This is a genomic window from Pigmentiphaga litoralis, from assembly GCF_014651835.1.
In the GTDB taxonomy this organism is placed as follows: domain Bacteria; phylum Pseudomonadota; class Gammaproteobacteria; order Burkholderiales; family Burkholderiaceae_B; genus Pigmentiphaga; species Pigmentiphaga litoralis.
Map to the genome: position 1 here is coordinate 548058 of NZ_BMXQ01000002.1, position 26693 is coordinate 574750.

The 26693-nt window shown below is 64.9% G+C and carries 23 protein-coding genes; 19 read left to right on the plus strand and 4 right to left on the minus strand.

The annotated features are described in order from the left end of the window. Positions 1-42 precede the first annotated feature (42 nt). The 3 genes from IE116_RS21015 to IE116_RS21025 form a co-directional block, all read right to left on the minus strand. Positions 43-1122 carry a tripartite tricarboxylate transporter substrate binding protein gene (locus IE116_RS21015; RefSeq protein ID WP_189615192.1) on the minus strand — a complete coding sequence of 360 codons (1080 nt, stop codon included), beginning with the start codon at positions 1120-1122 and terminating at the stop codon, positions 43-45. Beyond that, positions 1100-2014 (minus strand): IclR family transcriptional regulator, encoded by a 915-nt coding sequence (locus IE116_RS21020; RefSeq protein ID WP_189615193.1) that lies wholly within the window; start codon positions 2012-2014, stop codon positions 1100-1102. Before IE116_RS21020 ends, IE116_RS21015 begins: the two co-directional genes overlap by 23 nt. A gap of 104 nt (positions 2015-2118) precedes the next feature. Further along, positions 2119-3036 (minus strand): LysR family transcriptional regulator, encoded by a 918-nt coding sequence (locus tag IE116_RS21025; RefSeq protein ID WP_189615194.1) that lies wholly within the window; start codon positions 3034-3036, stop codon positions 2119-2121. A 174-nt stretch (positions 3037-3210) separates the two neighbouring features. Between IE116_RS21025 and IE116_RS21030 the strand changes: the two genes are divergently transcribed. The 13 genes from IE116_RS21030 (at position 3211) to IE116_RS21090 (ending at position 19528) form a co-directional block, all read left to right on the plus strand. Next, positions 3211-5394, plus strand: coding sequence for a thiamine pyrophosphate-dependent enzyme (locus tag IE116_RS21030; protein WP_189615195.1), 2184 nt, complete (start codon positions 3211-3213; stop codon positions 5392-5394). Then, positions 5391-7208 (plus strand): indolepyruvate oxidoreductase subunit beta family protein, encoded by a 1818-nt coding sequence (locus tag IE116_RS21035; RefSeq protein ID WP_189615196.1) that lies wholly within the window; start codon positions 5391-5393, stop codon positions 7206-7208. Before IE116_RS21030 ends, IE116_RS21035 begins: the two co-directional genes overlap by 4 nt. Positions 7209-7379: 171 nt before the next feature. Further along, positions 7380-8390 carry a TRAP transporter substrate-binding protein DctP gene (gene dctP / locus IE116_RS21040; protein WP_189615197.1) on the plus strand — a complete coding sequence of 337 codons (1011 nt, stop codon included), beginning with the start codon at positions 7380-7382 and terminating at the stop codon, positions 8388-8390. After that, positions 8387-8932, plus strand: a complete 546-nt coding sequence (locus tag IE116_RS21045; RefSeq protein WP_229828650.1) for a TRAP transporter small permease — start codon at positions 8387-8389, stop codon at positions 8930-8932. Before dctP ends, IE116_RS21045 begins: the two co-directional genes overlap by 4 nt. Continuing rightward, positions 8929-10245 (plus strand): TRAP transporter large permease, encoded by a 1317-nt coding sequence (locus IE116_RS21050; protein WP_189615198.1) that lies wholly within the window; start codon positions 8929-8931, stop codon positions 10243-10245. The genes IE116_RS21045 and IE116_RS21050 overlap by 4 nt, the downstream gene beginning before the upstream one ends. An 82-nt stretch (positions 10246-10327) precedes the next feature. Then, positions 10328-11536 carry an MFS transporter gene (locus IE116_RS21055; protein ID WP_189615199.1) on the plus strand — a complete coding sequence of 403 codons (1209 nt, stop codon included), beginning with the start codon at positions 10328-10330 and terminating at the stop codon, positions 11534-11536. A 169-nt stretch (positions 11537-11705) separates the two neighbouring features. Next, positions 11706-12605 carry a TauD/TfdA dioxygenase family protein gene (locus IE116_RS21060; protein WP_189615200.1) on the plus strand — a complete coding sequence of 300 codons (900 nt, stop codon included), beginning with the start codon at positions 11706-11708 and terminating at the stop codon, positions 12603-12605. A 241-nt stretch (positions 12606-12846) separates the two neighbouring features. Further along, positions 12847-13887 carry an ABC transporter substrate-binding protein gene (locus IE116_RS21065; RefSeq protein WP_373303072.1) on the plus strand — a complete coding sequence of 347 codons (1041 nt, stop codon included), beginning with the start codon at positions 12847-12849 and terminating at the stop codon, positions 13885-13887. Further along, positions 13862-14794: an ABC transporter ATP-binding protein gene (locus tag IE116_RS21070; RefSeq protein ID WP_373303073.1), complete on the plus strand. Its 933-nt coding sequence runs from the start codon at positions 13862-13864 to the stop codon at positions 14792-14794. The genes IE116_RS21065 and IE116_RS21070 overlap by 26 nt, the downstream gene beginning before the upstream one ends. An 81-nt stretch (positions 14795-14875) precedes the next feature. Then, a complete protein-coding gene (locus IE116_RS21075) occupies positions 14876-15751 on the plus strand; it encodes an ABC transporter permease (RefSeq protein WP_189615202.1) in 876 nt (291 codons plus the stop codon). A gap of 399 nt (positions 15752-16150) precedes the next feature. Continuing rightward, positions 16151-17185 (plus strand): aromatic ring-hydroxylating dioxygenase subunit alpha, encoded by a 1035-nt coding sequence (locus IE116_RS21080; RefSeq protein ID WP_229828653.1) that lies wholly within the window; start codon positions 16151-16153, stop codon positions 17183-17185. A gap of 55 nt (positions 17186-17240) precedes the next feature. Continuing rightward, complete coding sequence (locus IE116_RS21085; RefSeq protein WP_189615204.1) at positions 17241-18446, plus strand: ABC transporter substrate-binding protein; 1206 nt, start codon at positions 17241-17243, stop codon at positions 18444-18446. Continuing rightward, complete coding sequence (locus IE116_RS21090; RefSeq protein ID WP_229828654.1) at positions 18428-19528, plus strand: apurinic/apyrimidinic endonuclease family protein; 1101 nt, start codon at positions 18428-18430, stop codon at positions 19526-19528. Before IE116_RS21085 ends, IE116_RS21090 begins: the two co-directional genes overlap by 19 nt. 57 nt (positions 19529-19585) lie before the next feature. On the opposite strand, the gene IE116_RS21095 is transcribed toward IE116_RS21090, so the two are convergent. Further along, positions 19586-20389 (minus strand): TetR/AcrR family transcriptional regulator, encoded by an 804-nt coding sequence (locus IE116_RS21095; protein WP_189615205.1) that lies wholly within the window; start codon positions 20387-20389, stop codon positions 19586-19588. A 371-nt stretch (positions 20390-20760) separates the two neighbouring features. Between IE116_RS21095 and IE116_RS21100 the strand changes: the two genes are divergently transcribed. The 6 genes from IE116_RS21100 to IE116_RS21125 are packed head-to-tail and all read left to right on the plus strand — an operon-like array spanning position 20761 to position 26671. Continuing rightward, positions 20761-21897, plus strand: coding sequence for an ABC transporter substrate-binding protein (locus IE116_RS21100; RefSeq protein ID WP_189615206.1), 1137 nt, complete (start codon positions 20761-20763; stop codon positions 21895-21897). A 39-nt stretch (positions 21898-21936) separates the two neighbouring features. Further along, on the plus strand, positions 21937-22809 hold the full coding sequence (locus IE116_RS21105) for a branched-chain amino acid ABC transporter permease (RefSeq protein ID WP_189615207.1): 873 nt from the start codon (positions 21937-21939) through the stop codon (positions 22807-22809). Position 22810: 1 nt separating this feature from the next. Continuing rightward, complete coding sequence (locus IE116_RS21110) at positions 22811-23845, plus strand: branched-chain amino acid ABC transporter permease (RefSeq protein ID WP_189615208.1); 1035 nt, start codon at positions 22811-22813, stop codon at positions 23843-23845. Between the two features lies 1 nt (position 23846). Next, on the plus strand, positions 23847-24638 hold the full coding sequence (locus IE116_RS21115) for an ABC transporter ATP-binding protein (RefSeq protein WP_229828660.1): 792 nt from the start codon (positions 23847-23849) through the stop codon (positions 24636-24638). Beyond that, positions 24635-25408 (plus strand): ABC transporter ATP-binding protein, encoded by a 774-nt coding sequence (locus tag IE116_RS21120; protein ID WP_189615209.1) that lies wholly within the window; start codon positions 24635-24637, stop codon positions 25406-25408. The genes IE116_RS21115 and IE116_RS21120 overlap by 4 nt, the downstream gene beginning before the upstream one ends. A gap of 12 nt (positions 25409-25420) precedes the next feature. Beyond that, on the plus strand, positions 25421-26671 hold the full coding sequence (locus IE116_RS21125) for an FAD-dependent monooxygenase (RefSeq protein ID WP_229828663.1): 1251 nt from the start codon (positions 25421-25423) through the stop codon (positions 26669-26671). The last annotated feature ends 22 nt before the right edge of the window (positions 26672-26693 follow it).

The window sequence follows — 26693 nt, forward strand, 5'->3', positions numbered from 1 at the left end:
GATAAATGGGAAAACGAATGGGGTTCGTGAATGAAGCAGGCGTCATTCCGGTTTGATGTGCGCATTGGCCACGACCTTGCGCCACTTTTCGATCTCGCTGTGGATGAGCGTGGTGTATTGCTCGGCGGTGGAGCCTACCGGCTCCATGCCCAGTTGCATCATGCGGGCGCTCAGCTCCGGCGCCTTCACCAGGGCAGCGATATCGGCGCTGATCCGCTGGCGCAGCGCGGCTGGCACGCCCGCCGGTTCAACGATGCCGATGGTGCTCATGGCCGAGAAGCCCTTGACCGTCTCGCCGATCAGCGGCACGTCGGGGCGGATGGCGGCGCGGGTCGGACTGGCCAGCGCAATCAGCTTGAGCTTGCGTTCATCCACGAAGGGCAAGGCCGAGAACATGACGTCGAACAGCAGCTGCACGCGCCCGCCCACCACGTCCTGCTGCGCCGGGCTGCTGCCCTTGTAGGGCACGTGCACCAGGTCGATACCGGCCATGTCATTGAGCATTTCGCCCGCCAGGTGCGGGCCGGTGCCCACCCCGGCCGTCGCATAACTCAGCTTGCCCGGGTGCTTCTTGGCATAGGCGATCAGTTCCGGAATCGAATTGATTTCCAGCGAGGGGTGCGCGAACAGGCCGAAGTGCGTCAAGGCCACCTGCGAGACCGCGTCGATGTCCTTCTTGGTGTCGTAGGGGATCGCGGGCTGCAGGCTCGGGTTGATCATCAGTGCACTGACCGCCATGCCCAGCGTGTAGCCGTCGGGCGGCGACTTGGCCACGATGTTGATGCCGGTGATCGTTCCGCCGCCGGGCTTGTATTCCACAATGACCGGCTGTTGCCACGCGGCCTGCATCTTCTCGGCCATCAGCCGCGCGATGATGTCGGTGGGGCCGCCGGGCGCAAACGGCACGATCAGCTTGACCGGGCGGGTGGGCCAGGCGGCGTCGGGCTGCGCCCGGGCCAGGCCGGACAGGGCCGTGGCCGGCAGGGCCAGGCTTGCAGCAAGCAGGTTCAGCACGCGGCGCCGGCCGGCGCGCTGCGATTCGCTCACGTGCGTGCCGTCGTCGTGCCTTGCGCTGCCGTGTGCTCCGGCGCGTGGCCCGTCATCGCGACAGGGGGTCTCCATGGGTGTCTCCTTGTGGGGGGGAACGCCGCCGTCCTTGCTTTGAGGAGGCGGGGGAAAGCGGTGCAGGGGCGGCGGCTGCCTGGGCATCCTGCCAGGCCATCAGCTCGCTGCCCGACAGGCCGCCGACATCCGCCGCAAACGCAGCGGCGGCCTCGAGCAGACGGGGAATCACGACATCGCGCAGCTTGTCGGGATGGGTCAGGAATGATGGGCTGCCGCAATTCAGGCTGAGGACCTCGCCGCTGGGCACGCGGATGGGGACGGCCGCGGCATTGGTGTCGGCCTGCCACTCGCCCAGCGACACGGCATACCCGACGCGGCGCGCCTTGCGCAGCGCGGCGTCAAGACGGGGTGCCAGCTCCGGGTGACCGGCAAGGTGACCGCCGGCCTGCAACTCGGCCAGCACGGCATCGCGCGTCGGGGCGTCGACCCCGGCCAGCCACGCGCGGCCCAGCGCGGAGGTGGCCAGCGACATGCGCGTGCCGACATCGGCGCCCAGGTAGGCCACGGCCGACCGGGCGCGTGCCGCTTCGACCACGAGCACGTCCTTGCCGTCGCGCAGGGCCAGGAAGGCGGATGCATTGCAGGCTTCGGCCAGCGTGACCAGGTGCGGACGCACCCAGCGCCGTGCGTCGATCTTGCCAAGAAAGGATTGGGCAAGCCGGACCACGCCCGCGGCCAGTTCGTATTTGTCGGAGTCCGGGCAGGGCCGCAACTGGCCCAGCGCCACCAGGGTGGAGATCAGCCGGTAGGCCGTCGGCCGCGGAATGCCGGTCGCGGCGGCCACGTCGCCATTGCCCAGCGGCGTGCCGGCCGCGGCAAAACATTCGAGCACGGCAAAGCCGCGTTCAAGCGCGTTGACGGGGATGGGCGGGACGGTATGGCGGCGCATGGCGGACTCGGGGCGAAGAGATCCGACCATAAAAGACGCTTTCGACCGCTACAAGCGAATTCGAAAATCGTTTTCATTTTTGCGGTTTAAGCGCTCCGTGCACCTCAATTCGCCCGCGCAAACAGCTCGTGGACCAGGCTGCGCATCCATTTGTGCGCAGGGTCTTTCTCGGTGCTGGCATGCCATACCAGCCGCACTTCATACGCCGGCGCGTCGGCCAGTTCCCAGGTCGACAGGTCATGCCGCTGCTGCAGGCTGCGCGCGTACATGTCGGGCACGATGGCCAGCATGTCGGTGGTCAGCGCGATTTCGGGCAGCGCGCCAAAGTGCCGCACGCGCATCACGATCCGGTCCGACATCTTCATGCGCGCCAGCATTTCTTCGACACCGCTGTGGAAGGTGGCAGTCGGCGACGACACCACCAACGCTGCCTGGGCCAGTTCCCCACGCGTCAGCACGCGGCGACGCCCACCCGATGCCGGGCGCCACGACGGCGAGGCGATCGCCACATACCGTTCGCGAAACAGCAGGTCCGTGCGGATGCCGCGATGGCGCGGCTGCAGGATGCCGATCGCGCAGTCGATCTCACGATTGTCCAGGGCCGCCGCCACGTCGGCCGCACCGACCGAGATGTTGTACAGATGGGCATGGGGCGCCTGCTGGCGCAGCGCGGCCGCCAGCGGCGGCAGGAACATCATCTCGCCCAGGTCCGACATCGACATCTGCCAGCGCATCGGGCTGGTGGCCGGATCGAAAGCGTCGTGACCGGCCACCGCGATCTCCAGCGCCTGCAACTGCGCCAGCACGGCCGGCGCCACCCGTTCGCACAGGCGCGTCGCCTTCAGTCCGGTGGGGGATCGCACGAACAGTTCGTCGTCAAAGAAATGGCGCAGCCGCGCCAGCGCATTGCTGGTGGCGGGCTGCGACAGGGACAGCGCCTTGCTGGCGGCCGTGACCGATCGGGTGCGATGGATGGTGGCCAGTACACGCAACAGGTTCAGGTCCAACTGACGGAAATTCATGGCGTCTCCAGGCCGCCGGACGCGTCTCAGGGTTGGTCCGGATTATTCACCGCATCAATGTAGCTCATGTGAAAAAACCATTAGTCAGATGACGGCAGCCTCCGTAAATTTCACTGGCGCCACAGAGCGCGATCCGCATTTCGCGCGTCACATACGTATTCTCAGGAGGCCGTCATGGCAGAACGTTCATTCGCCAAGGAAGTGGAAAAACTGCGCCTGGGTGACGGCGACGAGTTCCGCGGCGAAGGCATCCTGGCCGTGACCAAGGCGCTGCTGCAATCGGGCGTGTCGTATGTGGCGGGCTACCAGGGCGCACCGATCTCGCACCTGATGGATGTGCTGACCGATGCCAACGACATCCTGAACGAACTGGGGGTGCACTTCGAACACAGCGCGTCCGAAGCCACCGCCACCGCCACGCTGGCGGCATCGGTCAACTACCCGCTGCGCGGCGCGGTCACCTTCAAGTCCACGGTCGGCACCAACGTGGCGTCCGACGCGCTGGCCAACCTGGCGTCGGGCGGCGTGACCGGCGGGGCCTTGCTGATCGTGGGCGAAGACTACGGCGAAGGGTCCAGCATCATGCAGGAACGCTCGCATGCCTTCGCCATGAAGTCGCAGGTGTGGCTGCTCGATCCGCGTCCCAACCTGGTCAGCATGGTCAATGCGGTGGAGCAGGGCTTTGCCTTGTCCGAGGCCAGCAATACCCCGGTGATGCTGGAACTGCGCATTCGCGCCTGTCATGTGCACGGCCGCTTTCCGACGCGCGACAACGTGCGGCCGTCGTTCACCTTGAAGGACGCGATCGAAGCGCCGGTGCGCGACGTCAACCGCATCGTGCTGCCGCCTGCCAGCTACCTGCACGAACAGGAAAAGATCAGCCGCCGCTGGCCGGCCGCGGTCCAGTACATCCAGGACCATCATCTCAATGAGTTCTTTGGAGAAGGCACGGCCGACGTCGGCATCGTGATGCAGGGCGGGCTGTACAACGCCGTGCTGCGCGGCCTGGAACTGCTGGGCCTGGCCGATGCCTTCGGCAATTCGCGGATCCCGCTGTATGTGCTGAACGTGACCTATCCGCTGGTCGATGCCGAGTTCACGTCCTTTTGCGCTGGCAAGCGCGCGATCCTGATCGTGGAAGAAGGGCAGCCCGACTTTATCGAGCAGGCGGTGCATGCGATCTTGCGCCGCGCCGACGTGCAGACCAAGGTGCACGGCAAGGACATGCTGACGCTGGCGGGTGAATACACCGGCGGCGTGGTGGTCAAGGGACTGGCGGCATTCCTGAACAAACATCTTCCCGACAGCGTCGCCGAGCGCCCCCTGCCTGTCGCGGCACGACCGGTTCCGCCTCTGGCGCGGCTGGAAGGCAATCCCAAGGCGTTTGCGATCCAGGCCGCGGCCAGCCAGGTGCAGGGCCGTCCGCCCTCGTTCTGTACGGGCTGTCCGGAACGGCCGATCTTCACGGCCATGAAGCTGATCGAACGCGAGCTGGGCACCCACCACGTCAGTTGCGATATCGGCTGCCACCTCTTTTCGGTGCTGCCGCCATTCAACATCGGTGCGACCACCATGGGCTATGGCCTGGGCTGGGCAGGCGCATCGGCCTTCAATAGCGGCGATACCGCCAAACGCACGATCGCCATCATGGGTGACGGCGGCTTCTGGCATAACGGCCTGACCAGCGGTGTGGGCAATGCCGTATTCAATGAGACCGACAACCTCTTGGTTGTCATCGACAACGGTTATTCGGCCGCCACCGGCGGGCAGGATGTCCTGTCGTCCAAGGCCGCCAATGCGATCCGCAGCACCAACAACCCGATCGAAAAGGCGGTGCGCGGCGTGGGCGTGAAATGGGTGCGCACCGTCGACAACACCTACAGCCTGACCCGTATGCGCGATGCGCTGCGCGAAGCCCTGACGACGCCATCGAAAGGGCCGAAGGTGATCGTGGCGCAGAGCGAATGCATGCTCAATCGCCAGCGCCGCGAAAAGCCGCTGGTGCGCAAGCAGATCGCTGATGGCGGCCGCGTGGTGCGCGAGCGCTTCGGCATCGACCCCGACACCTGTACCGGCGACCATTCCTGCATCCGGCTGTCGGGTTGCCCGTCGCTGACGATCAAGCCCAATCCCGATCCGCTGCGCACCGACCCGATCGCAACCGTGATCGACAGTTGCGTCGGCTGCGGGCTGTGCGGCGAGGTGGCGCATGCCGCCGTGCTGTGTCCGTCGTTCTACCGCGCGGGCATCATCAACAACCCGACCCGGTGGGACCGCTTCAAGCTGCGCCTGCGCACTGCCGTGATCGGCGCGCTGCAGGATCGTATTGCCCGCCGTCTGGAAGGAATCACAGCATGAGTTCACCCCGCGCCATCACGATTGCCATTCTGGCCATGGGCGGCGAGGGCGGCGGCGTCCTTGCCGACTGGCTGGTGGACCTGGCCGAAGCCAACGGCTATCTGGCCCAGACCACCTCGGTGCCGGGCGTGGCCCAACGCACCGGCGCCACCATCTATTACCTGGAGATGTTTCCGGAAGCGGCCGTGCCCGCAGGCGAAGCGCCGGTGCTGGGCCTGAGCCCGGTCCCCGGTGAGGTCGACATCGTCATTGCGTCGGAACTGATGGAAGCCGGCCGTGCCGTACAGCGTGGACTCGTCACCGCCGACCGCACCACCTTTATCGCATCCAGCCATCGGGTGTATTCGATGACCGAACGCACCGCCATGGGCGATGACCGGGTCGATTCGAACAAGCTGATCGAAGGTGGCCGCGCCGCCGCCCGCCGGTTCGTGACAGCCGATTTTGCGACCCTGGCCGAACGCACCGGCAGCCCGATCAGTCCTGCGCTGTACGGCGCCTTGGCGGCGACCGGCGCATTGCCGTTCACGCGTGAGCAGTTCGAGGACACCATCCGCCGCGGCGGGGTGGGGGTGACGCCGAGCCTGAAGGCGTTCGGGGCGGGATTCGATGCCGCAGTGATCGATGCGGCCGCCACGGCGGACATCGCGGTGGTGGTTGCGAACAGCAACGTTGGGGTTGGCAACGATACGGCCGTCAACGATGCCACTGGCGAGCAAGCGCACGGCAGCGAGCCCGTGGGCAATGATGTGGTGATCAACCAGGCACGACGCAAGGTGCCGGGCGACACGCCTGCGGCGAACAACCCCGCGGCGTCCAGTGATGCGGCTGCCGATCGCCAGACACCTCGCCTCGCCGAAGCCATGCCTCCGAACACCCTCCAGGTGGGCGCACGCCTGACGGCGCTGTCCGACCGCATCCGCCGCGATTTCCCGGCTGACGTGCACAAGACCCTGCACGCCGGCATCGTGCGCTGCGCCGATTACCAGGACGTGGCCTACGCGGTCGCCTACCTGGACCGGCTGGCAGCATTGCAGTCGGCGATCCCGAACACGTTGTCTCCCGCTCAGGTCGGTGCGCCATTGCATGCCCACGCCGGCGCGCCATCGCCTACCCAAACCGGCGGCTCACCCCACACCCTGCTGAACGAAGCCGCCCGCCACCTTGCGCTGTGGATGACCTACGAAGACACCGTGCGCGTGGCCGACCTCAAGACCCGTCGTTCCCGCTTCGCCCGCGTCAGCGGCGAAGTGCGGCTGTCCCCCAAGCAACAACTGGATATCAACGAGTTCCTGCATCCGCGTCTTGAAGAGATCGCCGATACCTTGCCTGCCGGGCTGGGCCGCTGGCTCCTCCGATCCCGCGCGGCGCGGGCCTGCGTCGAACCCTTTCTGAAGCAGGGCAGGGTGGTGCAGACCACGTCCATCCGCGGCTTCTTGTTGCTGTACACGATCGCGTCGCTGCGCGGCATGCGGCCCAAGTCCCTGCGCTTCCAGGTTGAACATCAACGCATCGACGATTGGCTGGCGACCGTCACCAGCCTGCTGCCCGATCACCCGGATCTGGCCGAGCAGGTGGTACGCGCGCAGCGGCTCGTGAAAGGCTATGGCGACACGCACCATCGGGGCTGGAACAGCTATCAGCGGGTGACCGCGATGCTGCCCGCCTTGCGCACCCTGCCCGATGGCGCGGTGCAGATGCAGGCGCTGATCGCGGCGGCGCTGGCCGACGACAGCGGCCGCACGCTGGCTTCGGCCATCGACGCACTGGCCGGCGCGCCGGTGCCACGTCCGACGCAGGCCTTTGCGCATTGAGGGGCCGAGGCCGCTGGATGACGTACCCGCAGCACGCACCGCATCACGCATCACGCAGCCCGCATCACGCATCAAGCAGCCCGCACCACGCAGCCCACACGTAAGTGCCGATTGACCGCCTTGCCGCAGTTCCCGATGATCGTTGCACCTGACAATGATGGAGACACCCCCATGACATCCCGCGTTCCGACTTCTCGCGTCCTGCCTTCCGGCCTGCTGACCCGCCTTGCCGTCCTGCTCGCCGCCGCGGCGGTGTCCACCGGGGCGATTGCCCAGGAACGCACGCTGCGCCTGGTCAGCGGCTTTCCGGAAAACGGCATCTACGTGCAGCGCCTGCTGCCCTGGATCAAGCAGTTCAATACCGAAGGCAAGGGCGTGCTGCAGATCAACTTCCTGGGCGGCCCCAAGGCCATCCCGGCATTTGAAGTCGGCAATGCGGTCAAGACTGGCGTGGTCGATATGGCCCTGACCACCGGCGCGTTCTACACCAACGTCATGCCCGAAGCCGACTTCCTGAAGCTGACGCAGGTGTCGGTGGCCGAGCAGCGCAAGAACGGCGCCTTTGACGCAATCAACAAGGTCTGGAACGAGAAGGGCAACATGCAGTACCTGGCCCGGGTGGTCGAGAACCAGCCCTTTCATCTGTACACGAACAAGAAGGTCGACAAGCCCGACCTGACCGGCCAGAAGATCCGCATCACCCCGGTGTACCGCGACTTTTTCCAGGCGCTGAACGCCAACGTCGTGACCACCGCGCCGGGCGAGGTCTACACCGCGCTGGAACGCGGCGTGGTCGATGGCTATGGCTGGCCGATCGGCGGCATCTTCGACCTGAACTGGCAGGAAAAGACCAAGTTCCGTGTCGAACCCGGTTTCTATGACGCCGAGGTCTCCCTGATCATGAACCTGCCGTCGTTCAAGAAACTGACCGACGCGCAGCGCGCCTTCCTCGACAAGCAACTGGCGGCGTATGAAGCCGGCAATGCCTTCTGGACGCAATACGGCAAGGACGAGGCCGCGCGGCAGGAAAAGGCCGGCATCCAGACCATCCGCTTCGACGACGCCACCGCCAAAAGCTTCCGTGACAAGGCCTATGACATCGGCTGGGCCGCCGCCGCCAAGCAGAGCCCGGACATTGCGGCGCGCTTCAAGCCCGTGTTCTCGTCGCCTGCCGCGAAATGACGCAGCCGGGTTCGATCGCGCGGGCTTCGGTCCGCTACGGACGCGCGCTTGAGGCGCTTGCGATGGTCGGCTTTGCGCTGCTGCTCGCCATGATGCTGATCATCGTGGCCGACGTGGCGCTGCGCAATCTTGCCATTCCCGGGCTGCCGCAAGGTCTGGCCTGGAGCAACGAGGTGTCCGAGCTCATGCTCTATCTGATGACGATGTGCGTTGCGCCCTGGCTGCTGCGCCAGGGTCAGCACATCCGCGTGGACATCCTGTTGCAGGCGCTGCCCAAGCGGCTGGCGTGGAGCCTGGAATGGATTGGTGACACCATCGGCCTGGCCTGTTGCCTGGTGATTGCCTGGGTCGGCGCCGGGTCGGCCTGGTCCAGCTACCTGGCCGGGTCGGTCAATATCAAGACGCTGGTGACGCCCGAGTGGTGGTCGCTTGCGCCGTTGCCGATCGCCTTCGTGCTGCTGGCGATCGAGATGCTGTTCCGCATGCACCGCCTGTGGCAGGGCGAGCGCGCGCCGCGCAGCGACGCCGTGAGCGCAGCATGAGCTGGGAATTCGCGGCGTGGCTGCTGCTGGGTGGCTCGACGGTGCTGCTGTTCATCGGCATGCCGGTGGCGCTGACCTTCATCACGATCAACATTGTGGGTGCCTGGCTGTACATGGGCGGCGAAGTCGGCCTGGCCCAACTGGCGCGCAGCAGCGTCAGTTCGGTCGCGGCGTTTTCGCTCACACCGATTCCCCTGTTCGTGCTGATGGGCGAGATCCTGTTCCACACCGGCCTTGCCATGAAGGTGATCGAAGGCGTCGAACGCCTGATCACGCGCCTGCCTGGCCGCCTTGCGGTCGTGGCCGTGGTGGCCGGCACCGTGTTCTCGGCCATCTCGGGATCGACCATCGCCACCACGGCGATGCTGGGCTCGCTGATGCTGCCCGTCATGCTGGCGCGCGGCTATCACCCCAAAATCGCCACCGGCCCTATCATGGCGATTGGCGCGGTGGACATGCTGATCCCGCCCTCGGCACTGACGGTGCTGCTGGGCTCGCTGTCGGGCATCTCGATTTCCAAGCTGCTGATTGGTGGCGTGCTGCCGGGCGTGATCCTGTCGATCTCGTTCGTGCTGTGGATCGTGATCCGCGTCAAGATCAGCCCGCACCTGGCGCCCGATGACGGCGAAGGCGCGCGGCACAAGGGGTGGGACCGCTGGCGCCTGTTCTTTGCGTACGTGCTGCCGACCCTGTCGATCTTTGGCGTCGTGGTGGGCGCGCTGGCTGCAGGCTGGGCCACGCCGACCGAATGTGCCGCCTTGGGGGCATTCGCCACGATGATCCTGGCGCTGGCCTACCGGGTACTGACCTGGGACGCGGTGCTGAAGTCGCTGCGGGGCACGGCGGGCATCTCGGGCATGATCCTGTTCATCATCTTGGGGGCGACCACGTTTGCGCAGATCCTGTCGTTCTCGGGCGCCAGCAATGGCCTCGTCGAGATGATCACCGGGCACGGCTTGTCCACCGGCATGATCGTGGCCGGCATGATGCTGATGCTCATCTTTCTGGGCATTTTCGTCGACCAGGTCAGCATGATGATGATCACGCTGCCGATCTTCATGCCGGTGGTGCAGGCGCTGGGGATAGACCCGGTGTGGTTTGGCGTGCTGTTTCTGATCTGCATGCAGCTGGGGCTGCTCTTGCCGCCGCACGGGCTGCTTCTGATGACCATGCGCGGCGTGGCGCCGCCCCAGGTGACGATGGCGCACATCTTCGTGGCGGTGGTGCCCTATGTGGTGATGAGCCTGCTGCTGCTGGCGGCCGTGTTCTTCATTCCGGGTATCGCCACCTGGCTGCCGGGAAGGATAGGCTAGGGCGGGGGAGTGCGGTGGGCGGTGTATGCTCTTGAACCTTCAGGGTACTGATGGTTTTCGGCCCCGCTCCTGCACTCTCATAATGACAACTCCGCTTGCCGAGCCCACGGCTCAGTCGGTGCCACCGGTACCGACCCGTCTTTCCGTCTTCCTGCTCGCCATGGCCTCGTTCGCCAGCGCATGCGCCTTCCGTATCGGCGACCCGCTGTTGCCGCAGCTGTCCGTCGAATTCGGCACCACCCCCAGCATTGCCGCCCACGTCGTCACCGTGTTCGCGATCGCCTATGGCATCGCGCAGTTCTTCTATGGACCGCTGGGCGACCGTATCGGCAAGTACCGCACGATCACGCTGGCCACGCTCTTCTGTTCGGTCGGCAGCATCGGCGCCGCGCTGGCGCCGTCCCTGGATGTGCTGGTGTTCTGCCGGGTGCTGTCGGGCATCGGGGGCGCGGGGGTCATGCCGCTCGCCCTGGCGTGGCTTGGCGACAGCGTGCCGTACGAACGGCGTCAGGCCACCATGGCGCGCTTCCTGGTGGGGTCGATTACCGGCATTGCGGGCGGTCAGGTGATTGGCGGCCTGTTCGCCGACACGCTGGGGTGGCGTTCCGGCTTCGTGTTCCTGGCCGCCATGTATCTGTGCGCGGGCGTTGCGCTGCATGTGTTCCGGCCTGCCGGGCAGGTGGTGCCGCCGCGTCGTCCGGGCCACCTGTTCTCGACCGTCGCGCATCTGTTCTCGGTCAAATGGGCACGGGTGATCATCCTGGCTGGCTTTCTGGAAGGCGCCATTGTCTTCGGCATCCTGGCCTTCGTCCCCAGTTATCTGCAGACGCGCTTTGGCGTGTCGGCCACGGTCGCAGGCGCCAGCGGGGCGGTGTTTGCCGTCGGCGGCTATCTGTATGTGGCGGTTGCGAACTGGTTCGTGCCGTGGCTGGGTGAACGAAAGATGGTGCTGACCGGCGGCTTCGTGCTGGCGCTGGCCTTCCTGACACTGCTGGTCGGCTGGTCGTGGACCTTTGCGTTGCCAGCCGGCCTGCTGTGCGGCTTTGGCTATTACCTGGTGCACAGCACGCTGCAGACGCAGGCCACGCAGATGGCGCCGCAGATTCGTGGCACCGCTGTCGCCATGTTTGCGTCCTTCCTGTTTACCGGCCAGTCGCTGGGTGTGTGGGCGGTGTCGCAGATCGATGCGCACGTGGGCGTGTCGTGGGCCTTTGCGCTGGCCATGGTGATGATGCCGATGGTGACGATTGCACTGGCCACCGCCATGCGCCGGCGCAAGCGCCTGGGGTGATCGGGCAGGCCGCCACATAGCGTCTGCTTATTCGTTTTTCGGACTAACCATAGAAAGAATGCGTTGTTTGAGTTGTTAGGCGGACTGCCTATATTGGTGACCTTGGGGCCGCACCCAGCAGTGACGGTGCTGCCCCTATCTGCACCAACGCAACTCAAACGGAGCATCTATGTCGGCGGTTCTTCAACAGCAACCTACCCACCGCATCACGCGCAACCAGGATTTCGAGGTTCTTGCGTTCGATGCGCCGCTGGGCGCGGAGATCGTCGGCATCGATCTGTCCACACCGCTGTCCGACAGCGATTTTGCCCGGGTGCATCGCGCCCATCTCGACTACCACGTGGTGGTGTTCCGCGATCAGCGCATCAGCCCGCAGCAGCATGTCGAATTCAGCGCGCGCTTTGGCCCCCTGCAGCGCCATGTGCTCAAGCAGTTCGCACTGGCCGGGCATCCGGAAATTCTGATCGTGTCCAACGTGGTGGAAGACGGCAAGCCGATTGGCCTGGGTGACGCCGGCAAGTACTGGCATTCGGACCTGTCGTACAAGGAATTGCCCAGCCTCGGTTCCTTGCTGCATGCGCAGGAATTGCCGTCGGAAGGCGGTGACACCTTGTTCGCCAACCAGCACCTGGCCTACGAGCAACTGCCCGCCCACCTGCGCACCGCGATCGAAGGCCGCAGCGCCGAACACTCCTACCTGGCCAAATACGCCGAGCTGCAACAGAACGCGCCGTGGCGCCCCAAGCTGACCGAAGCGCAGATCGCCGAAGTGCAGGCTGTGGTCCACCCCATCGTGCGCACGCATCCGGAAACCGGCAAGAAAGCCCTGTTCGTCAGCGAACATTTCACGACCCGCGTCGTCGGGCTGCCCGAAGACGAAAGCCAGGCCTTGTTGAACGAACTGTTCGCGCTCAGCTCGCGCGATGCACTTGTCTATCGCCATCAGTGGGCCGACCACGACCTGGTGTTCTGGGACAACCGGTCCGTCACGCACCTGGCCGCGGGCTGTCCGGACCACCTGCGCCGCAAGCTGTTCCGCACGACGATCGAAGGCGATCGTCCGTTCTGAACCGGGCCGGCGACGCCGGCGGCCAGGGTGTGCCAGCCGGCCTTTGACACCTGCACGGGATATGCGCCAGGCGACATCCTGCGCGGCGCACCGGTCACCCCCGACGCGTTCCACCTAACACCTTCCACCTGACCCCTTCCACCTGATGACCCGCCATGCCGACAACCGGCGTGCGGGCGGTCACGCCGGTACCCCGTGCGTGACGATGCCTTTCCGACCACCCCTACGGAGCACCGCTGCAATGACTTTTTTGACTTCCCCCGACCGCGCCGGATGGCGGCGTGTGGCTGGTGTCTTCGGCGTCAGCCTGGGCCTGATGTCGGCCGGCGTTGCCATGCCGACCGTGGCGCACGCGGAAGGCAAGCTGCGCGTGGCCGAGCAGTTCGGCATCGTCTACCTGCTGCTGAATGTGGTGCGTGACCAGAAGCTGGTCGAAAAGTACGGCAAGCAGGCCGGGGTGGACGTCAAGGTCGAATGGACGCAGCTGTCGGGCGGATCCTCCGTGAACGACGCGCTGCTGACCGGCGCCATCGATGTGGCCGGCGCCGGTGTCGGTCCGCTGCTGACGGTCTGGGACCGCACCAAGGGCAAGCAGAACGTCAAGGGCGTGGCGTCGCTGGGCAACTTTCCCTACCTGCTGTTGAGCAGCAACCCGGCCGTCAAGACCATTGCCGACTTCTCCGGCAAAGACCGGATCGCCGTGCCTGCCGTGGGCGTGTCGGTGCAATCGCGTTATCTGCAGATGGCATCCGCCAAGCTGTGGGGCGACAAGGATTTCAACCGCCTCGACAAGTATTCGGTGGCCATCCCGCATCCGGATGCCACCAACGCCTTGCTGGCCGGCGGCACCGAGATCAACGCCCACTTCTCCAATCCGCCGTTCCAGTACCAGGCGCAAGCCAACAAGGCCGTGCACGTCGTGCTGAATTCGTATGACGTAATCGGCCCCAATTCGCCGACCGTGCTGTTCGCCACCGAAAAATTCCGCGAACAGAATCCCAAGACCTACAAGGCCTTCCAGCAAGCCCTGCAGGAAGCCGCGCAATACATCCAGAAGAACCACGAAGGCGCGGCTGACACCTACCTGCGCGTGACCGGCGGCAAGGCCGATCGTGCCGAGCTGCTCCGTATCCTGGCCGATCCGCAAGTGCAGTTCACCGCCGTGCCGAAGAACACCTTGCCGATGGCCGAGTTCCTGCATCGTGTCGGCGCCATCAAGAACAAGCCCGCGTCGTGGAAAGACTATTTCTTTGACGATGCGGCCACCACCGGAGGCAGTTGAGATGACATCCCCCGTTCTGAGCCTGGCGTCGGCCAACGACGGGCCGGCGGGTTCCGCCGCCGCTGCGCCTGCGGACTCGCCCCTGCTGCAAGTGCGCGGCGTCAGCCTCGACTACACCACCGGCAACACCGTGGTGCGCGCGACGCATCAGGTCGACTTCAACGTGTACCAGGCCGACCGCTTCGTGCTGCTTGGCCCGTCGGGCTGCGGCAAGTCCACATTGCTCAAAGCGATTGCCGGCTTCCATCCGACCTCGCAGGGCGAGATCGCCCTGGCCGGAGAACGCGTGGCCGAGCCCGGTCCCGACCGCATCGTCGTGTTCCAGGAATTCGACCAGCTGCCGCCGTGGAAGACGGTGCTGCAAAACGTCATGTTCCCCCTGCGCGCGTCGCGCACCCTGGGCCGCAAGGAGGCCGAGGAACGTGCACGGCACTACCTGGCCAAGGTGGGGCTGTCGGCCTTTGCCGATGCCTATCCGCATACCTTGTCGGGCGGCATGAAGCAGCGCGTGGCCATTGCCCGCGCGCTGGCCATGCAGCCCAAGGTGCTCTTGATGGACGAACCGTTTGCCGCACTGGACGCGCTGACCCGCCGCAAGATGCAGGAAGAGCTGCTGGCGCTGTGGGACGACATCCACTTCACGCTGCTGTTCGTGACGCACTCGATTGAAGAGGCGTTGGTGGTCGGCAACCGCATCCTGCTGCTGTCGCCGCACCCGGGCCGCGTGCGCGCCGAAATCAACGCGCATCAGTTCGGCCTGCATAGCCAGGGCGGCGCGGAATTCCAGTCGACGGCGCAGCGGATTCATCGCCTGTTGTTCGATACGCCGGCGCCCGATGCACAAGGCGCAGCCGATGCGGCGCCCGCTGCGGAAGTGCCAGGGCGCGTGCGACTGGCAGCGGTGTGAGGGCGGTGCCTGCCCCTGCGACGATGAGCGCGTGACTCGAGCCCGCCACAGCGACGTCTGAATTTTTTTGATCGAGCAGTCATGACTACCCAAACCGTGTTTCCTCCGATCCGTCCGGAATACGAGCTGCCGCTCGCACCGGTCGGCGACCTGCCCCTGAAGCGCGAGCTGCCGTTCACGCAGCGCCTGTGGCGCCAGGCGTGGCTGCGCAAGACCGTGATCCTGCTGCTGCTGGCGGTGCTGTGGGAAGCCGTTGCGCGCTGGCAGGACAACGACCTGCTGCTGCCCGGTTTTTTGCAGACGGCCGCGGCCTTCGTCGATGGCGTCGCGACCGGCGAATTGCTGACGCGGGTCCAGGCGTCGTTGTGGGTACTGTTGCAGGGCTATGTGGCCGGCATCGTGCTCGCCTTCGTGCTGACCACGTTGGCCGTCTCCACGCAGTTCGGCCGCGACTTGTTGAGCACGCTCACGTCCATGTTCAACCCGTTGCCGGCCATCGCACTGTTGCCGCTGGCCCTGCTGTGGTTCGGCCTGGGCAACGGCAGCCTGATCTTCGTGCTGATCCACTCGGTGCTGTGGCCGCTGGCGCTCAACACCTATGCCGGTTTCCAGGGCGTGTCGGACACCCTGCGCATGGGCGGCCGCAACTACGGCCTGCGCGGCCTGCGCTATGTGCTGGCGATCCTGGTGCCCGCCGCCTTGCCAGCCATCCTGTCCGGCCTGAAAATCGGCTGGGCCTTTGCGTGGCGCACGCTGATCGCGGCGGAACTCGTCTTCGGGGCCTCGTCGGGCAAGGGCGGCCTGGGCTGGTACATCTTCCAGAACCGCAACGAGCTCTACACCGACAAGGTGTTCGCCGGCCTGGCCATGGTGATCGTGATCGGCCTGGTGGTCGAAAACCTGGTCTTCAACCTGCTGGAGCGCGCCACCGTTCGCAAGTGGGGCATGCAGCGCTAAGGCGTTCTACGCTACAGCAGTTCGCTTCGCTTGCAGGCGCCGCAACCAGCCCCCTCCGCAACCCACTCCCACCAAGGCCCGGCTCAGTCCGGGCCTTTTCACGTGCGCTGCGACGTCAGAACGCACTGAAAACGCGTTCACCACCGTGCATTCCCGGCCATCCTGGTGCACCACTGCACCACACGCCAGCACCTTGTAAACGCCGGCCTTTTTCGCTTGCCAAAGCAAACCGAACGGGACTACGCTGCAAAAAATGGAGTAAACACTCCATTAGTTAAGTTTCCACTTACCAAAATCAAGGACGCCGCCGTCCTCCAGGGCACGGTCGATCTGGCTCCGCCAGTCGACCCGTGCCGCCCCTGGGGGAGACGCGCAGCGTCCAGGGGGGGCTATATGTACATGCGCAACACCTGGTACCCGCTCACCTGGTCCCGCAATGTGGGCCGCACGCTGGCCCGCCACGTGGTGATCGAAGAAGATCTGGTCGTCTACAGGACCGAAGCCGGCAAGACGGTGGCGCTCGAAGACGCGTGCCCGCACAAGCTGGCGCCGCTGTCGATCGGCACCCTGAAAGGCGACACGGTGGAATGCGGCTATCACGGGCTGACCTTCGACTGCAGCGGATCGTGTACGCGGGTGCCGGGGCAGGCCAACGTGCCGGCCAGCCTCAAGGTGCGGGCCTACCCGACCGTCGAGAACATGGGCATGGTGTGGGTGTGGATGGGCGACCCGGCTTTGGCCGATCCGTCCACCGTATTCGACCTGCCGGAGTACCACGACCCGGCCTACAGCGTGGTCGAAGGCGACGCCTTGCCGGTCGCGGCCAGCTATTTGAACCTGGCCGACAACCTGTGCGATCCGTCGCACGTGGCCTTCGTGCACAAATCCACGCTGTCCAATCCCGAACATGGCGACGTGCCGGTCATGTACGAGCGGCAGGACGGCAAGGTCGTGACCTGGCGCTGGATCATCGACTCGCCGCTGATTCCGATCTTCCAGGGGCTCAAGCCCTTTGAAGGCAATGTCGACCGCTGGCATTACTACCACTACTACGCGCCGTGCATCGCGGTGATCGATTTCGGGTCCGCGCCCACGGGCACCGGTGCGCCCGAGGGCAAGCGGCAGGACGCGATCCAGATGTATGCCTGCCACTTCATCACGCCGGTGGACGCGACCACTTGCGTGCAGCACTGGCTGTGCATCAAGAACCTGCCGGCCGATCCCGCCACGGACAGCCGCCTCGCTGCGGGCCTGCGTCTTGCCTTCGATGAAGACAAGACCCTGCTCGAAGCCATCCAGCGCAATGAGGTCAAGCCGCGGTCGACCCGGCCGGTCAAGCTGGCCATCGATGTGTCGTCGGTGCGCATGCGGCGCATGGTGGACGAGATGATCGCTGCCGAACAGTCGGCGGAATCATCGGTAGTGACTGCCTGAGCTTTCCCTTTCCGGCCATCCGGCCGCTTCCTGACGTCTTCTTCCGGAGAGTTCCATGCCTCGTTTCCATGCGGTGTTCGCGGTGTGCCTGGCCGCCGCGGTCTGTAGCGCGAGCCCGTCGGTGCACGCCCAGGGCGTCATCAAGATCGGCGAGATCAACAGCTACAAGGCGCTGCCCGCGCTGATGGTGCCCTACAAGAAAGGGTGGGAGCTGGCGCAAGACGAAATCAATGCCAGCGGCGGCCTGCTCGGCAAGAAGCTTGAGACGGTCTTTCGCGACGACAATGCCAACCCTGGCGATGCGGTGCGGGTGGCCGACGAACTGCTGGTGCGCGAAAACGTGGACGTGCTGTCAGGCGTGACGTTGTCCAACGTCGGGCTGGCGGTTGCCGACTTTGCCAAGCAGCGCAAACGGTTCTTTCTGGCGTCGGGTCCGCTCAGCGACCGCATGGTCTGGGAAAACGGCAACCGCTACACCTACCGGCTGCGGTCAGGCACGCATGTGCTGGCCGCGTCGGTCGTGGCCGAAGCGGCGCAGCTGAAAAAGAAGCGTTGGGCCATCGTGTATCCCAATTACGAATACGGCCAGGCCGCGGTCAAGACCTTCAAGGAAGCGCTGAAGAAGGCGCAACCCGACGTCGAGTTCGTGGCCGAGCAGGCACCGCCCTACGGCAAGATCGACGCGGGCGCGGTCGCGCAGGCCCTGGCCGACGCCAAACCCGATGCGATCTTCAACGTGCTGTTTGGTGTGGACCTGACCAAGTTCGCGCGCGAAGGCAAGACGCGTGGCCTGTTCGAGGGCAGGGAAGTCGTCAGCCTGCTGACGGGTGAGCCCGAGTACCTGGACCCGCTGAAAGACGACGCACCCGATAACTGGATCACGACGGGCTATCCCTACTACAGCATCGCCACGCCGGAACACAAGGCCTTCGTTGCGGCCTACCAGAAGAAGTACAACGACTACCCGCGCCTGAACTCGGTGGTGGGCTACGCCACGGTCAAGGCGATTGCTGCGGGCATCAAGAAGGCCGGGTCGACGGATAGCGAGAAGCTGGCGACGGCTTTCAGCGGACTGTCGTTCGACACGCCCTTCGGCCCGTCGGTGTTCCGTGCCATCGACAACCAGTCCACCTTTGGCATCTACGTGGGCCGACTGGGTGTCAAGGACGGCAAGGGCTATATGAAGACCGCCGCCTACATCGACGGCGCGACGCTGCAGCCGACCGACGATCAGGTGCGCGCATGGCGGACGGCGCCGTAATGAAGGGCGCCGTCATGATGGAAGCCGACGCCAGGCAGCTGTGCCCCATCGGCTGCAATGGCCGCGGCGTGCAGGACTCGTCGCTGGCATTGCCCGTGTCGATGGACGAGCCGTCGATCGAAGAACAGTTCCGGCTGGTCAAACGGGCAGGCGTGTTTGATTGCTTTGACCGGCTTCCTTTGCAGGATCAGATTGATACCTTCCTGGCCTGCATCGATACGTATGGGCTGCCGGTGCACACCACCAGCTGGTTCTACGAGATGGGCACCGACGATGCGAAGTACGCTGACAATCTGCGCCTCAGCGCCCGCGTGGGCGCCAGCACGCACAACGTCATGGTGTACGCGCGCCATGCCGATGGCCGCGTGGTGACCAACGACGAGATCGCGGACTGCTATCTGCGGGTATATGACGAAGGCATGAAGCAGGGGGTGGAGCCCAGCTTCGAATTGCACACCAATATGTGGAGCGAGGACCCGCGCCGTGTGACCCCGGTCGCCGAAGCCGTCATGCGGCGGGGCGTGCCCTTCAACTTCACGCTCGACTACAGCCACGTGCTCTACAAGATAGGCAACGATGAAGAGCTGGACGTGGCAGGGATGCGCGACGACGTGCAGGCTGGCCGCGTGGTGCTTGATCCGTTTGAACCGGGCAACCTGGTGGACGAGTGGCTGGCGCTGGGCATCGTGCGCTGGATGCAGGTGCGGGCCGCGGTGCCAAATGGGCCGCGCAATGCGTGGGCGCGCCATGATCCCGATGCCCAGGTGGCGGCCTTGCCGCGGTATCCCAGCCTGCCCGTTGAACGGGGCGATCCGGGGCGGGGGATCCTGTACCCCTTCATGAAGCCGGCGCCCGGTGAATGGCATTCGCCCTGGAATGCCTATCGGCTGGAGCCGACCAAGGAAGTGGTGCGCAAGGTGCTGGCGCATCACCACCGCACGCCCACATCGCGGCTGCGGTTCATCACGACCGAGATGATCACGCTGCCCGATTACGCGTTGAACGCCAAGTTCTCGTTGATCGGGCAGAACGCCGCGATCGCCCGCTTCATCCGCGAGACGTGGGACGCTTTGCCGAGATAGGCGGGACTGCAGCGGTCCTGGAAGCAGGGCGTTGGCTGCGGTCGGCGTCGATGCCGCCTAGGTGCGTGCGCGCTTCGACGCCGCGCCCTTCGCGCCCGGCTGCAGATGCGTCAACACCACGTCGGTGATGTGCTCGAGCCATGCCGCCCGGCGTGCATCATCCGCCAGATCCACGCCCAGCCACTGCGAACACGTGTAGTGGTTCGACACGTAGAAGAACGCCAGCGACATGATGCTCATGAGCACGAACTCGGGCTCGACGTCGGCGCGGAACAGCTTTTTCGTTTGTCCGGCGGTCAGGATACCGTTGACAGTCTCCACCAACGGAAAGGACACGTCCTTGATGGTCGGCGACTTGCGGATATGCTTGCCGCGCATCAGGTTCTCGGTCATCAGCAGGCGGACAAGTTCCGGATGCGATGAATAGTGTTCCCAGGAATGCGCAATCAGCTGGCGCATGCCGGCCACCGGGTCATCAGGCGGCGTGACGAAGGTGCGCTGCGCGCCGATCATTGCCGCGTACACGTGTTCCAGCACCGCCTGGTACAGGCGTTCCTTGTTGCCGAAGTAGTAGTACAGCATCCGGTCCACCGTCTTGGCCCGCTTGCTGATGCGGTCGATGCGGCCGCCCGAAAACCCATGCTCCGAAAATTCCTCGATGGCCGCATCCAGGATGCGCGCGTTCAGTTCTTCGGGGCTGCGCCGGCTCTTGGCAGGGCGGGTAGGGGCGCCAGTGGCGGCAGTCTTGCGCGCGCGCGTGGTGGTCTTGGGGGGGGGCTTGGCTGTCTTGGCAGGCGAGGTAGCGGTCTTGGTGGTACGCCGGGTGCTGACTTTGGCAGCGGCGGGGGTCTCTGCGGGCATGCGTTTCCTGGGTTCTTCGCGCTTGTCGAAGCATAAGGCATCGGGCGGACGTCTCGTCACCAGTTCGGTTCAGCCACGGTCGCGTTGATGGTGCAGGCGCGATCGATACTGGTGCGTCGCCGTGACGGCCAAAGGTGGACGCCCCAGCAAGCGCCCAACTCTCACGCCATTGGCACGCTTTCTGCTTTACGAAAAAGCAGAAATAAAAATTATTGACCTGATTAATTAATTTGCGATTTGGCCGCAAAAACCGCTGGACACAAGCCGGCCGCTTAATTAATTATATGTTTAATTAATCTAGCGGCCGGGTCGGTGACCGTGGTCTGGGCGGGTTGGCGTTTCCCCTGAACATTCATCCTTGAGAGGTTGTCATGCGTAAGTTGTCCATAGCCTTGGTGCTGGCGGGTCTTGCCGGTGGAACGATGTCCGCTGCGTCCGCGCAGGAAACCATCAAGATCGGCGTGATCCAGCCACTGACCGGTTCCGTCGCCTACAACGGGCTGACCTATGTCAATGGCGCCAAGCTCGCGGTCGAACGCCGCAACGCCGCTGGCGGCGTGCTGGGCAAGAAGGTTGAACTTGTCATTGAAGACGGCCAGTGCCAGCCGGCCAAGTCCGTCAACGCGGCTGAAAAGCTGATTGCGCGCGACAAGGTCGTGGCACTCAGCGGCGCCTTCTGCAGTTCGGCCACCGCGGCCGTCATGCCCGTGGCCGAGAAGTACAAGATGCCGTTCCTGACCGGGGTGTCGTCCAAGGCCGACCTGACCGAGAAGGGCATGCAGTACTTCTTCCGGTCAGCCGAAACCGATCGGCTGATGTCCAAGACGTTCAGCAAGATCCTGGTCGACAAGCTGCAGCTCAAGCGCGTTGCCTACATTGGCGTGAACGATGACTGGGGCCGTGGCGGTGTCGAGGACTTCTCGAAAGACATGGCATCGCTGGGCGTGACCACCGTCATGAAGGAGTACTTCGATCATGGCGCAACCGACTTCTACACCCTGCTGACCAAGCTGCGGTCGGCCAATGTCGACGGCGTCTTCGTGGCTGCCGAAACGCAGGACGGCTCGATCCTGGTCAAGCAGTTCAAGGAGTTCGGCCTGAAGACCAAGGTGTTCGGCGTTGGCTCGTGGGCCACGGCCGACTTCATCGGCCTGACGGGTGACGCATCCGAAGGCATCTACGCGGCCGTGCCGTATGCGTCGAGCATGCCTGGCGATCGCAACAAGGTCTTCGTCGAGCAGTACCAGAAGGCCTACAAGGAAAAGCCCGGCAAGTACGGCGCGGCAGGCTTCAACGCCATGAACATCCTGATGGAAGGCGTGGCCCGCGCGGGCAATACGCAGTCCGATGCGATCCGCGATGCGCTGCGCAAGACCGAATACCAGGCGCCGAACGGCACCTACCGGTTCACCGACAAGGGCGAAGGCTACGGCTTTGACGTCGTGCTGGTGCAGATCCAGAACAAGGAACCGAAAGTCGTGGCGGAAGCCCCGACCGAGAAACCGTAAGGGCTGCTCGATTCCTGCATTGAAAGGTACGGAGGCACGATGGATTTTTTCCCGCAGTTGCTGGCCAACGGTCTGGTGACGGGGTCGTTCTATGCGCTGTCGGCGCTGGGACTGACCCTGATCCTGGGCTTGATGCGCGTCGTCAATTTCGCGCACGGCGAGCTGTACATGCTGGGCGGCGTGATGGGCTGGTGGGCCACCACCTACCTGGGACTGGACTTCTTTTCCGGCCTGGCGCTCGTCGCGATCACCATGGCTGCCTTCGGGTGGCTGATCGATCGATTCCTGATCGAACGCATTCGCGGACAGGGTGAAGAGGCGGGCATCCTGCTGACCATCGGCCTGTCGATCTTCCTGGCCAACACTGCGCTGCTGGTGGTGGGCACGGCGCCGCTCAAGATCGAAAGCCCGGTCGCGAGCGGTCCGCTGTTCTTTGGACCGGTGGTCGTGACCAAGCTGCGCCTGTTCGCGGTGGCGGTCTGCGCGGTGCTGATTTTGGGCGCCTATCTGTTGATCCAGAAGACCCGGCTGGGCCGCGCCATGCGCGCGACCTTCCAGGATCCGATGGCGGCGCAGCTGGCCGGCATCAAGACGGCCAACATCTACGCCTGCACATTTGCCCTGGGCAGCGCCATCGCGGCCATGGCCGGGATGCTGCTGGGGTCGGTCTATTCGGCGCAGGTGGCGATCGGCGGCGTGGTCAGCATGAAGGCCTTCGTGGTCGTGATCCTTGGCGGCATGGGCAGCTTTGCCGGCGCCATCCTGGGCGGCCTGGTGCTGGGCCTGGCCGAGGCGATCTGGGGCGGCTATATCGCGACGGGCTGGGTCGACATCATCGGCTTTGCCATCGTGATCCTGACGCTGGTGTTCCGGCCCTACGGGCTGTTTTCCAAACGTGCGGAGCGGGCCTGACATGACCTTCGAACGAAATGCGATCCTCGGCTTCATGCTGATCGCAGCCTTGCTGCCCGTGGTGGTGCAAGACCAATACGTGCTGCATATCGCCATCATGGTGCTGTTCTTTGCGGTGCTGGCGACCAGCCTGAACCTGGTCGTCGGCTACGTGGGCGAGTTCTCGCTGGGCCACACGGCCTTCCTGGGCATGGGCGCATACACCGCGGCCATTCTGTCGACCCAATATGGCTGGCCGATGTGGGCCACCATCCCGGTCGCGGGCATTGTCGCGGCCGTCACGGGCCTGGTCATCGGGGCCATCACGCTGCGGCTGCAGGGTCCGTTCTTCGTGATCGTGACCCTGTCGTTTGCCGAGGTGCTGCGCCTGGTGGCCGACAACTGGATCGGCCTGACCAACGGCCCGATGGGCATCGCGGGCGTGCCGCAGCCATCGGTATTGGCGGGCGCCAGCAACGTGGGCGCCAAGCAGTTCTATTTCTACATCGGGTGGGTCGTGCTGGCGGTGGCCATGTACCTGTCGTATCGCTTCGTGTATTCGAATGCGGGCCGTGCCGCGGTCGCGGTGCGCGAGAACCGGTACGTGGCGCAGTCGGTCGGCATCCGTCCGTTCACCTACGCCATGCTGGCGCTGGTGCTCGGCGCTTTCCTGACCGGCATGGCCGGCGGCTTTTACGCGCACTACATCTCGTTCGTGGGTCCGGAAGTGTTCCGCTTCGCCTTCATGGCCAGCATGATCATCATGGTGCTGATCGGCGGCAAGGGCACGCTGGTGGGTCCGCTGATCGGCGCGCTGCTGGTGACCTTTCTTGAGGAATACCTGCGCGAAGCCAAGGAACTGCGCCTGTCGCTGTTCGGCCTGGCGGTGATGGCGATCGTGCTGTTCCTGCCGCGGGGGCTGATGGGTTTCCTGACGCATCGCCGCGAAAGCCGCGACAGCACGCCCGAAGCAGGATCGCCGTCCGGATCCACTTCGGCATCCACCGCGACATCCACCTCTTCACCAGCGGCCGTCGCGCGCCGCCAGGGAGCCTGACATGACGATGTCTTCATCGACCTCGCCCATGCTGGCCGTGCGAGGCCTGTCGAAAACCTTTGGCGGCCTGAAAGCCGTTCAGGACATCAGCTTTGATGTGGGTGACGGCGAGATCGTCGGCCTGATCGGCCCGAACGGCGCGGGCAAGACGACCTGCTTCAACCTGATCACCGGCTTCTACACGCCAACATCGGGCAAGGTGCACTTCAAGGGCGAAGACGTCACCGGCGAAAAGCCCTACCGCATGGCGCGCCGGGGCATCGTCCGCAGCTTTCAGAAAACGAACATCTTGAAGTCGTTGACGGTGTTCGAAAACGTGCTGACCGGACATTACCTGACTGCGCACCAGAGCCTGCTGCGCACCTTCTTTCCGGGCAAGGCGGTGCGCGAGGCCGAGCATGCCGCGCGCCTCAGCGCCGAGCGCATCGTGCAGGTCATGGGCCTGGGCGCGCGCATGAATGCGCCGGCCTACCTCTTGTCGTGCGGCGAACTGCGGCTGCTGGAAGTGGCGCTGGCCCTGTCTGCAAAACCGGACATTCTGATGCTGGACGAACCGGCGGCTGGCCTGAACAGCCAGGAAGCGGCCGAACTGGGCCACATCCTGAAACGGCTGCGCGGCACGATGGTCAAGTCGATTCTGATCGTGGAGCACAACATGGGATTGGTGATGGCGGTGTCGGACCGCGTGGTGGTGATGCACTTTGGCGCCAAGTTGGCGGAAGGCACGCCGCTTGAAGTGCAGCGCCACCCGCAAGTGATCGAGGCCTATCTGGGCCGGGGAGCGCAGGCATGAGCGAGGTCCTGAATCCGCCCGGCACGAATGGCAATGCGCGCGCGGCATCGGCCACCGGCACCCCGCTGCTGGAGATCGACAACCTGCACGTGAGCTATGGCAAGACGGCCGCGCTGCATGGCGTGACGCTGTCGGTGCAGCCGGGCGAGGTGGTCGCATTGATCGGCGCCAACGGCGCCGGCAAGAGCACCACGCTGCGCGCCATCTCGGGCCTGCTCAAGCCGACCCGCGGCAGCATCCGCTACAAGGGCAAGGACATTGGCGGCATGGCGGCCGATCGTGTCGTGGGGCTGGGCATTGCGCAGAGCCCCGAGGAACGCCACGTGTGGTCGGCCATGACCGTGTATGAAAACCTGACCTTGGGCGCCTACCTGTGCAAGTCGCGCGAGGTCGTGCAGCAGCGCGTGGGCATGGTGTATCACCGCTTTCCGCGGTTGAAGGAGCGGCATCAGCAACTGGCCGGGACCCTGAGCGGCGGCGAGCAGCAGATGCTGGCGATCGGCCGCGCGTTGATGTCCGAGCCCGAACTGCTGTTGCTGGATGAACCCAGCCTGGGCCTGAGTCCCAAGATGGCCGACGAAGTCTTTGACGTGGTGCGCGAGATCAACGCCCATGGCGTGACCGTGCTGCTGGTGGAGCAGAACGTGCACAACGCCTTGTCGGCCGCGTCGCGTGCGTATGTGTTCGAGACGGGCCGTGTCGTCGCCGATCGCGATGCCGCCGGCCTGCTCCAGGATCCGGAATTGTTGAGCGCCTATCTGGGCGGTTAAGGAGAACAAGACATGAATAAACCAATGGACAGACCGCTACGTGTGGGCATCATCGGCGGCGGCATTGGCGGCGTCGCCTTGTCGCGCGCGCTGATGCTGCGCGGCATCGAGTGCCATGTGTTCGAACGCGCCGCCGCCTTTGGCGAAGTGGGCGCCGGCGTGCAGATGACGCCGAACGGCGTCAAGGTATTGCGCGCGCTGGGCCTGGCCGAACCGCTGGCGAAGGTAGGCTTTCTGCCGCAAGCGATGGTGGGCCGCAACTGGCGATCGGCGCGCGAACTGTTCCGCACGCCGCTCAAGGGCCATTGCCCCGAGCTGTACGGCGCGGACTTCTACCATGTCCACCGCGCGGACCTGCATGCCATTTTGTCGGCGCATCTGGAAAAGGGCGGCGCCACCCTGGGCGTGCGCTGCGTGTCGGTGCGCGACGACGGCGACAAGTCGGTGGCCGTGTTTGACGACGGCACGGAATACGAAGCCGACCTGATCGTGGGCGCGGACGGCCTGCGATCGGTGGTTCGGGACGCGCTGTGGGGCGCCGAGACCGCCAAGTTCACCGGGCACATGTGCTGGCGCGCGCTGGTCCCGGTCGACAAATTTCCATTGCCTTACGTCAGCCCGGATTCGTCGTTCTGGATGGGCCCGCATGGCCACCTGGTCACCTACTACGTGAACGGCGGCAAGTCGGTCAACATTGTGGCCGTGAACGAGAGCAAGGATTGGGTCGAAGAATCCTGGAACAAGCCGAGCAGCCGCGAAGAACTGATGGCCGCCTATGAAGGCTGGCATCCCAACATCATCGAGCTCTTCAGCCGCACCGAAAACGTCTTCAAGTGGGGCCTGTTCGACCGCGACCCGATGACGGCATGGTCCAAGGGCCGCATCACCTTGCTGGGCGACGCGGCGCACCCCATGCTGCCCTTCCTGTCGCAAGGCGCCGCCATGGCGATCGAAGACGGCTATGTGCTGGCCGAGGCCTTGAGCAAGTATGGCCGCGACATTCCGGCCGCACTCAAGGCCTATGAAGTCGAACGCCTGCCGCGCACCAGCCGCGTGCAGCTGGAAGCCCGCGAACGCGGCCGCACCTACCACCTGCCATCGCCATGGGCCCAGTTCAAGCGCGACCTGGCCTATCGCTGGCGCGAATGGATGAACCCGAACGCCGTCGGCATCCAGGCCAACTGGGTGTACGCGTACGACGCCACCACCTGCGCCGAACGCTTCGGCAAGACCGCCCCGGTGCAAAAGCCGGTCACCGCCTGACCTCGCGTATTCGAACAAGGAA

Bases quoted from the DNA above. Each gene is read 5' to 3' on its own strand.
- IE116_RS21015 (WP_189615192.1), bottom strand. From the start codon at position 1,122: ATGGAGACCCCCTGTCGCGATGACGGGCCACGCGCCGGAGCACACGGC.
- IE116_RS21020 (WP_189615193.1), bottom strand. From the start codon at position 2,014: ATGCGCCGCCATACCGTCCCGCCCATCCCCGTCAACGCGCTTGAACGC.
- IE116_RS21025 (WP_189615194.1), bottom strand. From the start codon at position 3,036: ATGAATTTCCGTCAGTTGGACCTGAACCTGTTGCGTGTACTGGCCACC.
- IE116_RS21030 (WP_189615195.1), top strand. From the start codon at position 3,211: ATGGCAGAACGTTCATTCGCCAAGGAAGTGGAAAAACTGCGCCTGGGT.
- IE116_RS21035 (WP_189615196.1), top strand. From the start codon at position 5,391: ATGAGTTCACCCCGCGCCATCACGATTGCCATTCTGGCCATGGGCGGC.
- dctP (WP_189615197.1), top strand. From the start codon at position 7,380: ATGACATCCCGCGTTCCGACTTCTCGCGTCCTGCCTTCCGGCCTGCTG.
- IE116_RS21045 (WP_229828650.1), top strand. From the start codon at position 8,387: ATGACGCAGCCGGGTTCGATCGCGCGGGCTTCGGTCCGCTACGGACGC.
- IE116_RS21050 (WP_189615198.1), top strand. From the start codon at position 8,929: ATGAGCTGGGAATTCGCGGCGTGGCTGCTGCTGGGTGGCTCGACGGTG.
- IE116_RS21055 (WP_189615199.1), top strand. From the start codon at position 10,328: ATGACAACTCCGCTTGCCGAGCCCACGGCTCAGTCGGTGCCACCGGTA.
- IE116_RS21060 (WP_189615200.1), top strand. From the start codon at position 11,706: ATGTCGGCGGTTCTTCAACAGCAACCTACCCACCGCATCACGCGCAAC.
- IE116_RS21065 (WP_373303072.1), top strand. From the start codon at position 12,847: ATGACTTTTTTGACTTCCCCCGACCGCGCCGGATGGCGGCGTGTGGCT.
- IE116_RS21070 (WP_373303073.1), top strand. From the start codon at position 13,862: ATGCGGCCACCACCGGAGGCAGTTGAGATGACATCCCCCGTTCTGAGC.
- IE116_RS21075 (WP_189615202.1), top strand. From the start codon at position 14,876: ATGACTACCCAAACCGTGTTTCCTCCGATCCGTCCGGAATACGAGCTG.
- IE116_RS21080 (WP_229828653.1), top strand. From the start codon at position 16,151: ATGCGCAACACCTGGTACCCGCTCACCTGGTCCCGCAATGTGGGCCGC.
- IE116_RS21085 (WP_189615204.1), top strand. From the start codon at position 17,241: ATGCCTCGTTTCCATGCGGTGTTCGCGGTGTGCCTGGCCGCCGCGGTC.
- IE116_RS21090 (WP_229828654.1), top strand. From the start codon at position 18,428: ATGGCGGACGGCGCCGTAATGAAGGGCGCCGTCATGATGGAAGCCGAC.
- IE116_RS21095 (WP_189615205.1), bottom strand. From the start codon at position 20,389: ATGCCCGCAGAGACCCCCGCCGCTGCCAAAGTCAGCACCCGGCGTACC.
- IE116_RS21100 (WP_189615206.1), top strand. From the start codon at position 20,761: ATGCGTAAGTTGTCCATAGCCTTGGTGCTGGCGGGTCTTGCCGGTGGA.
- IE116_RS21105 (WP_189615207.1), top strand. From the start codon at position 21,937: ATGGATTTTTTCCCGCAGTTGCTGGCCAACGGTCTGGTGACGGGGTCG.
- IE116_RS21110 (WP_189615208.1), top strand. From the start codon at position 22,811: ATGACCTTCGAACGAAATGCGATCCTCGGCTTCATGCTGATCGCAGCC.
- IE116_RS21115 (WP_229828660.1), top strand. From the start codon at position 23,847: ATGACGATGTCTTCATCGACCTCGCCCATGCTGGCCGTGCGAGGCCTG.
- IE116_RS21120 (WP_189615209.1), top strand. From the start codon at position 24,635: ATGAGCGAGGTCCTGAATCCGCCCGGCACGAATGGCAATGCGCGCGCG.
- IE116_RS21125 (WP_229828663.1), top strand. From the start codon at position 25,421: ATGAATAAACCAATGGACAGACCGCTACGTGTGGGCATCATCGGCGGC.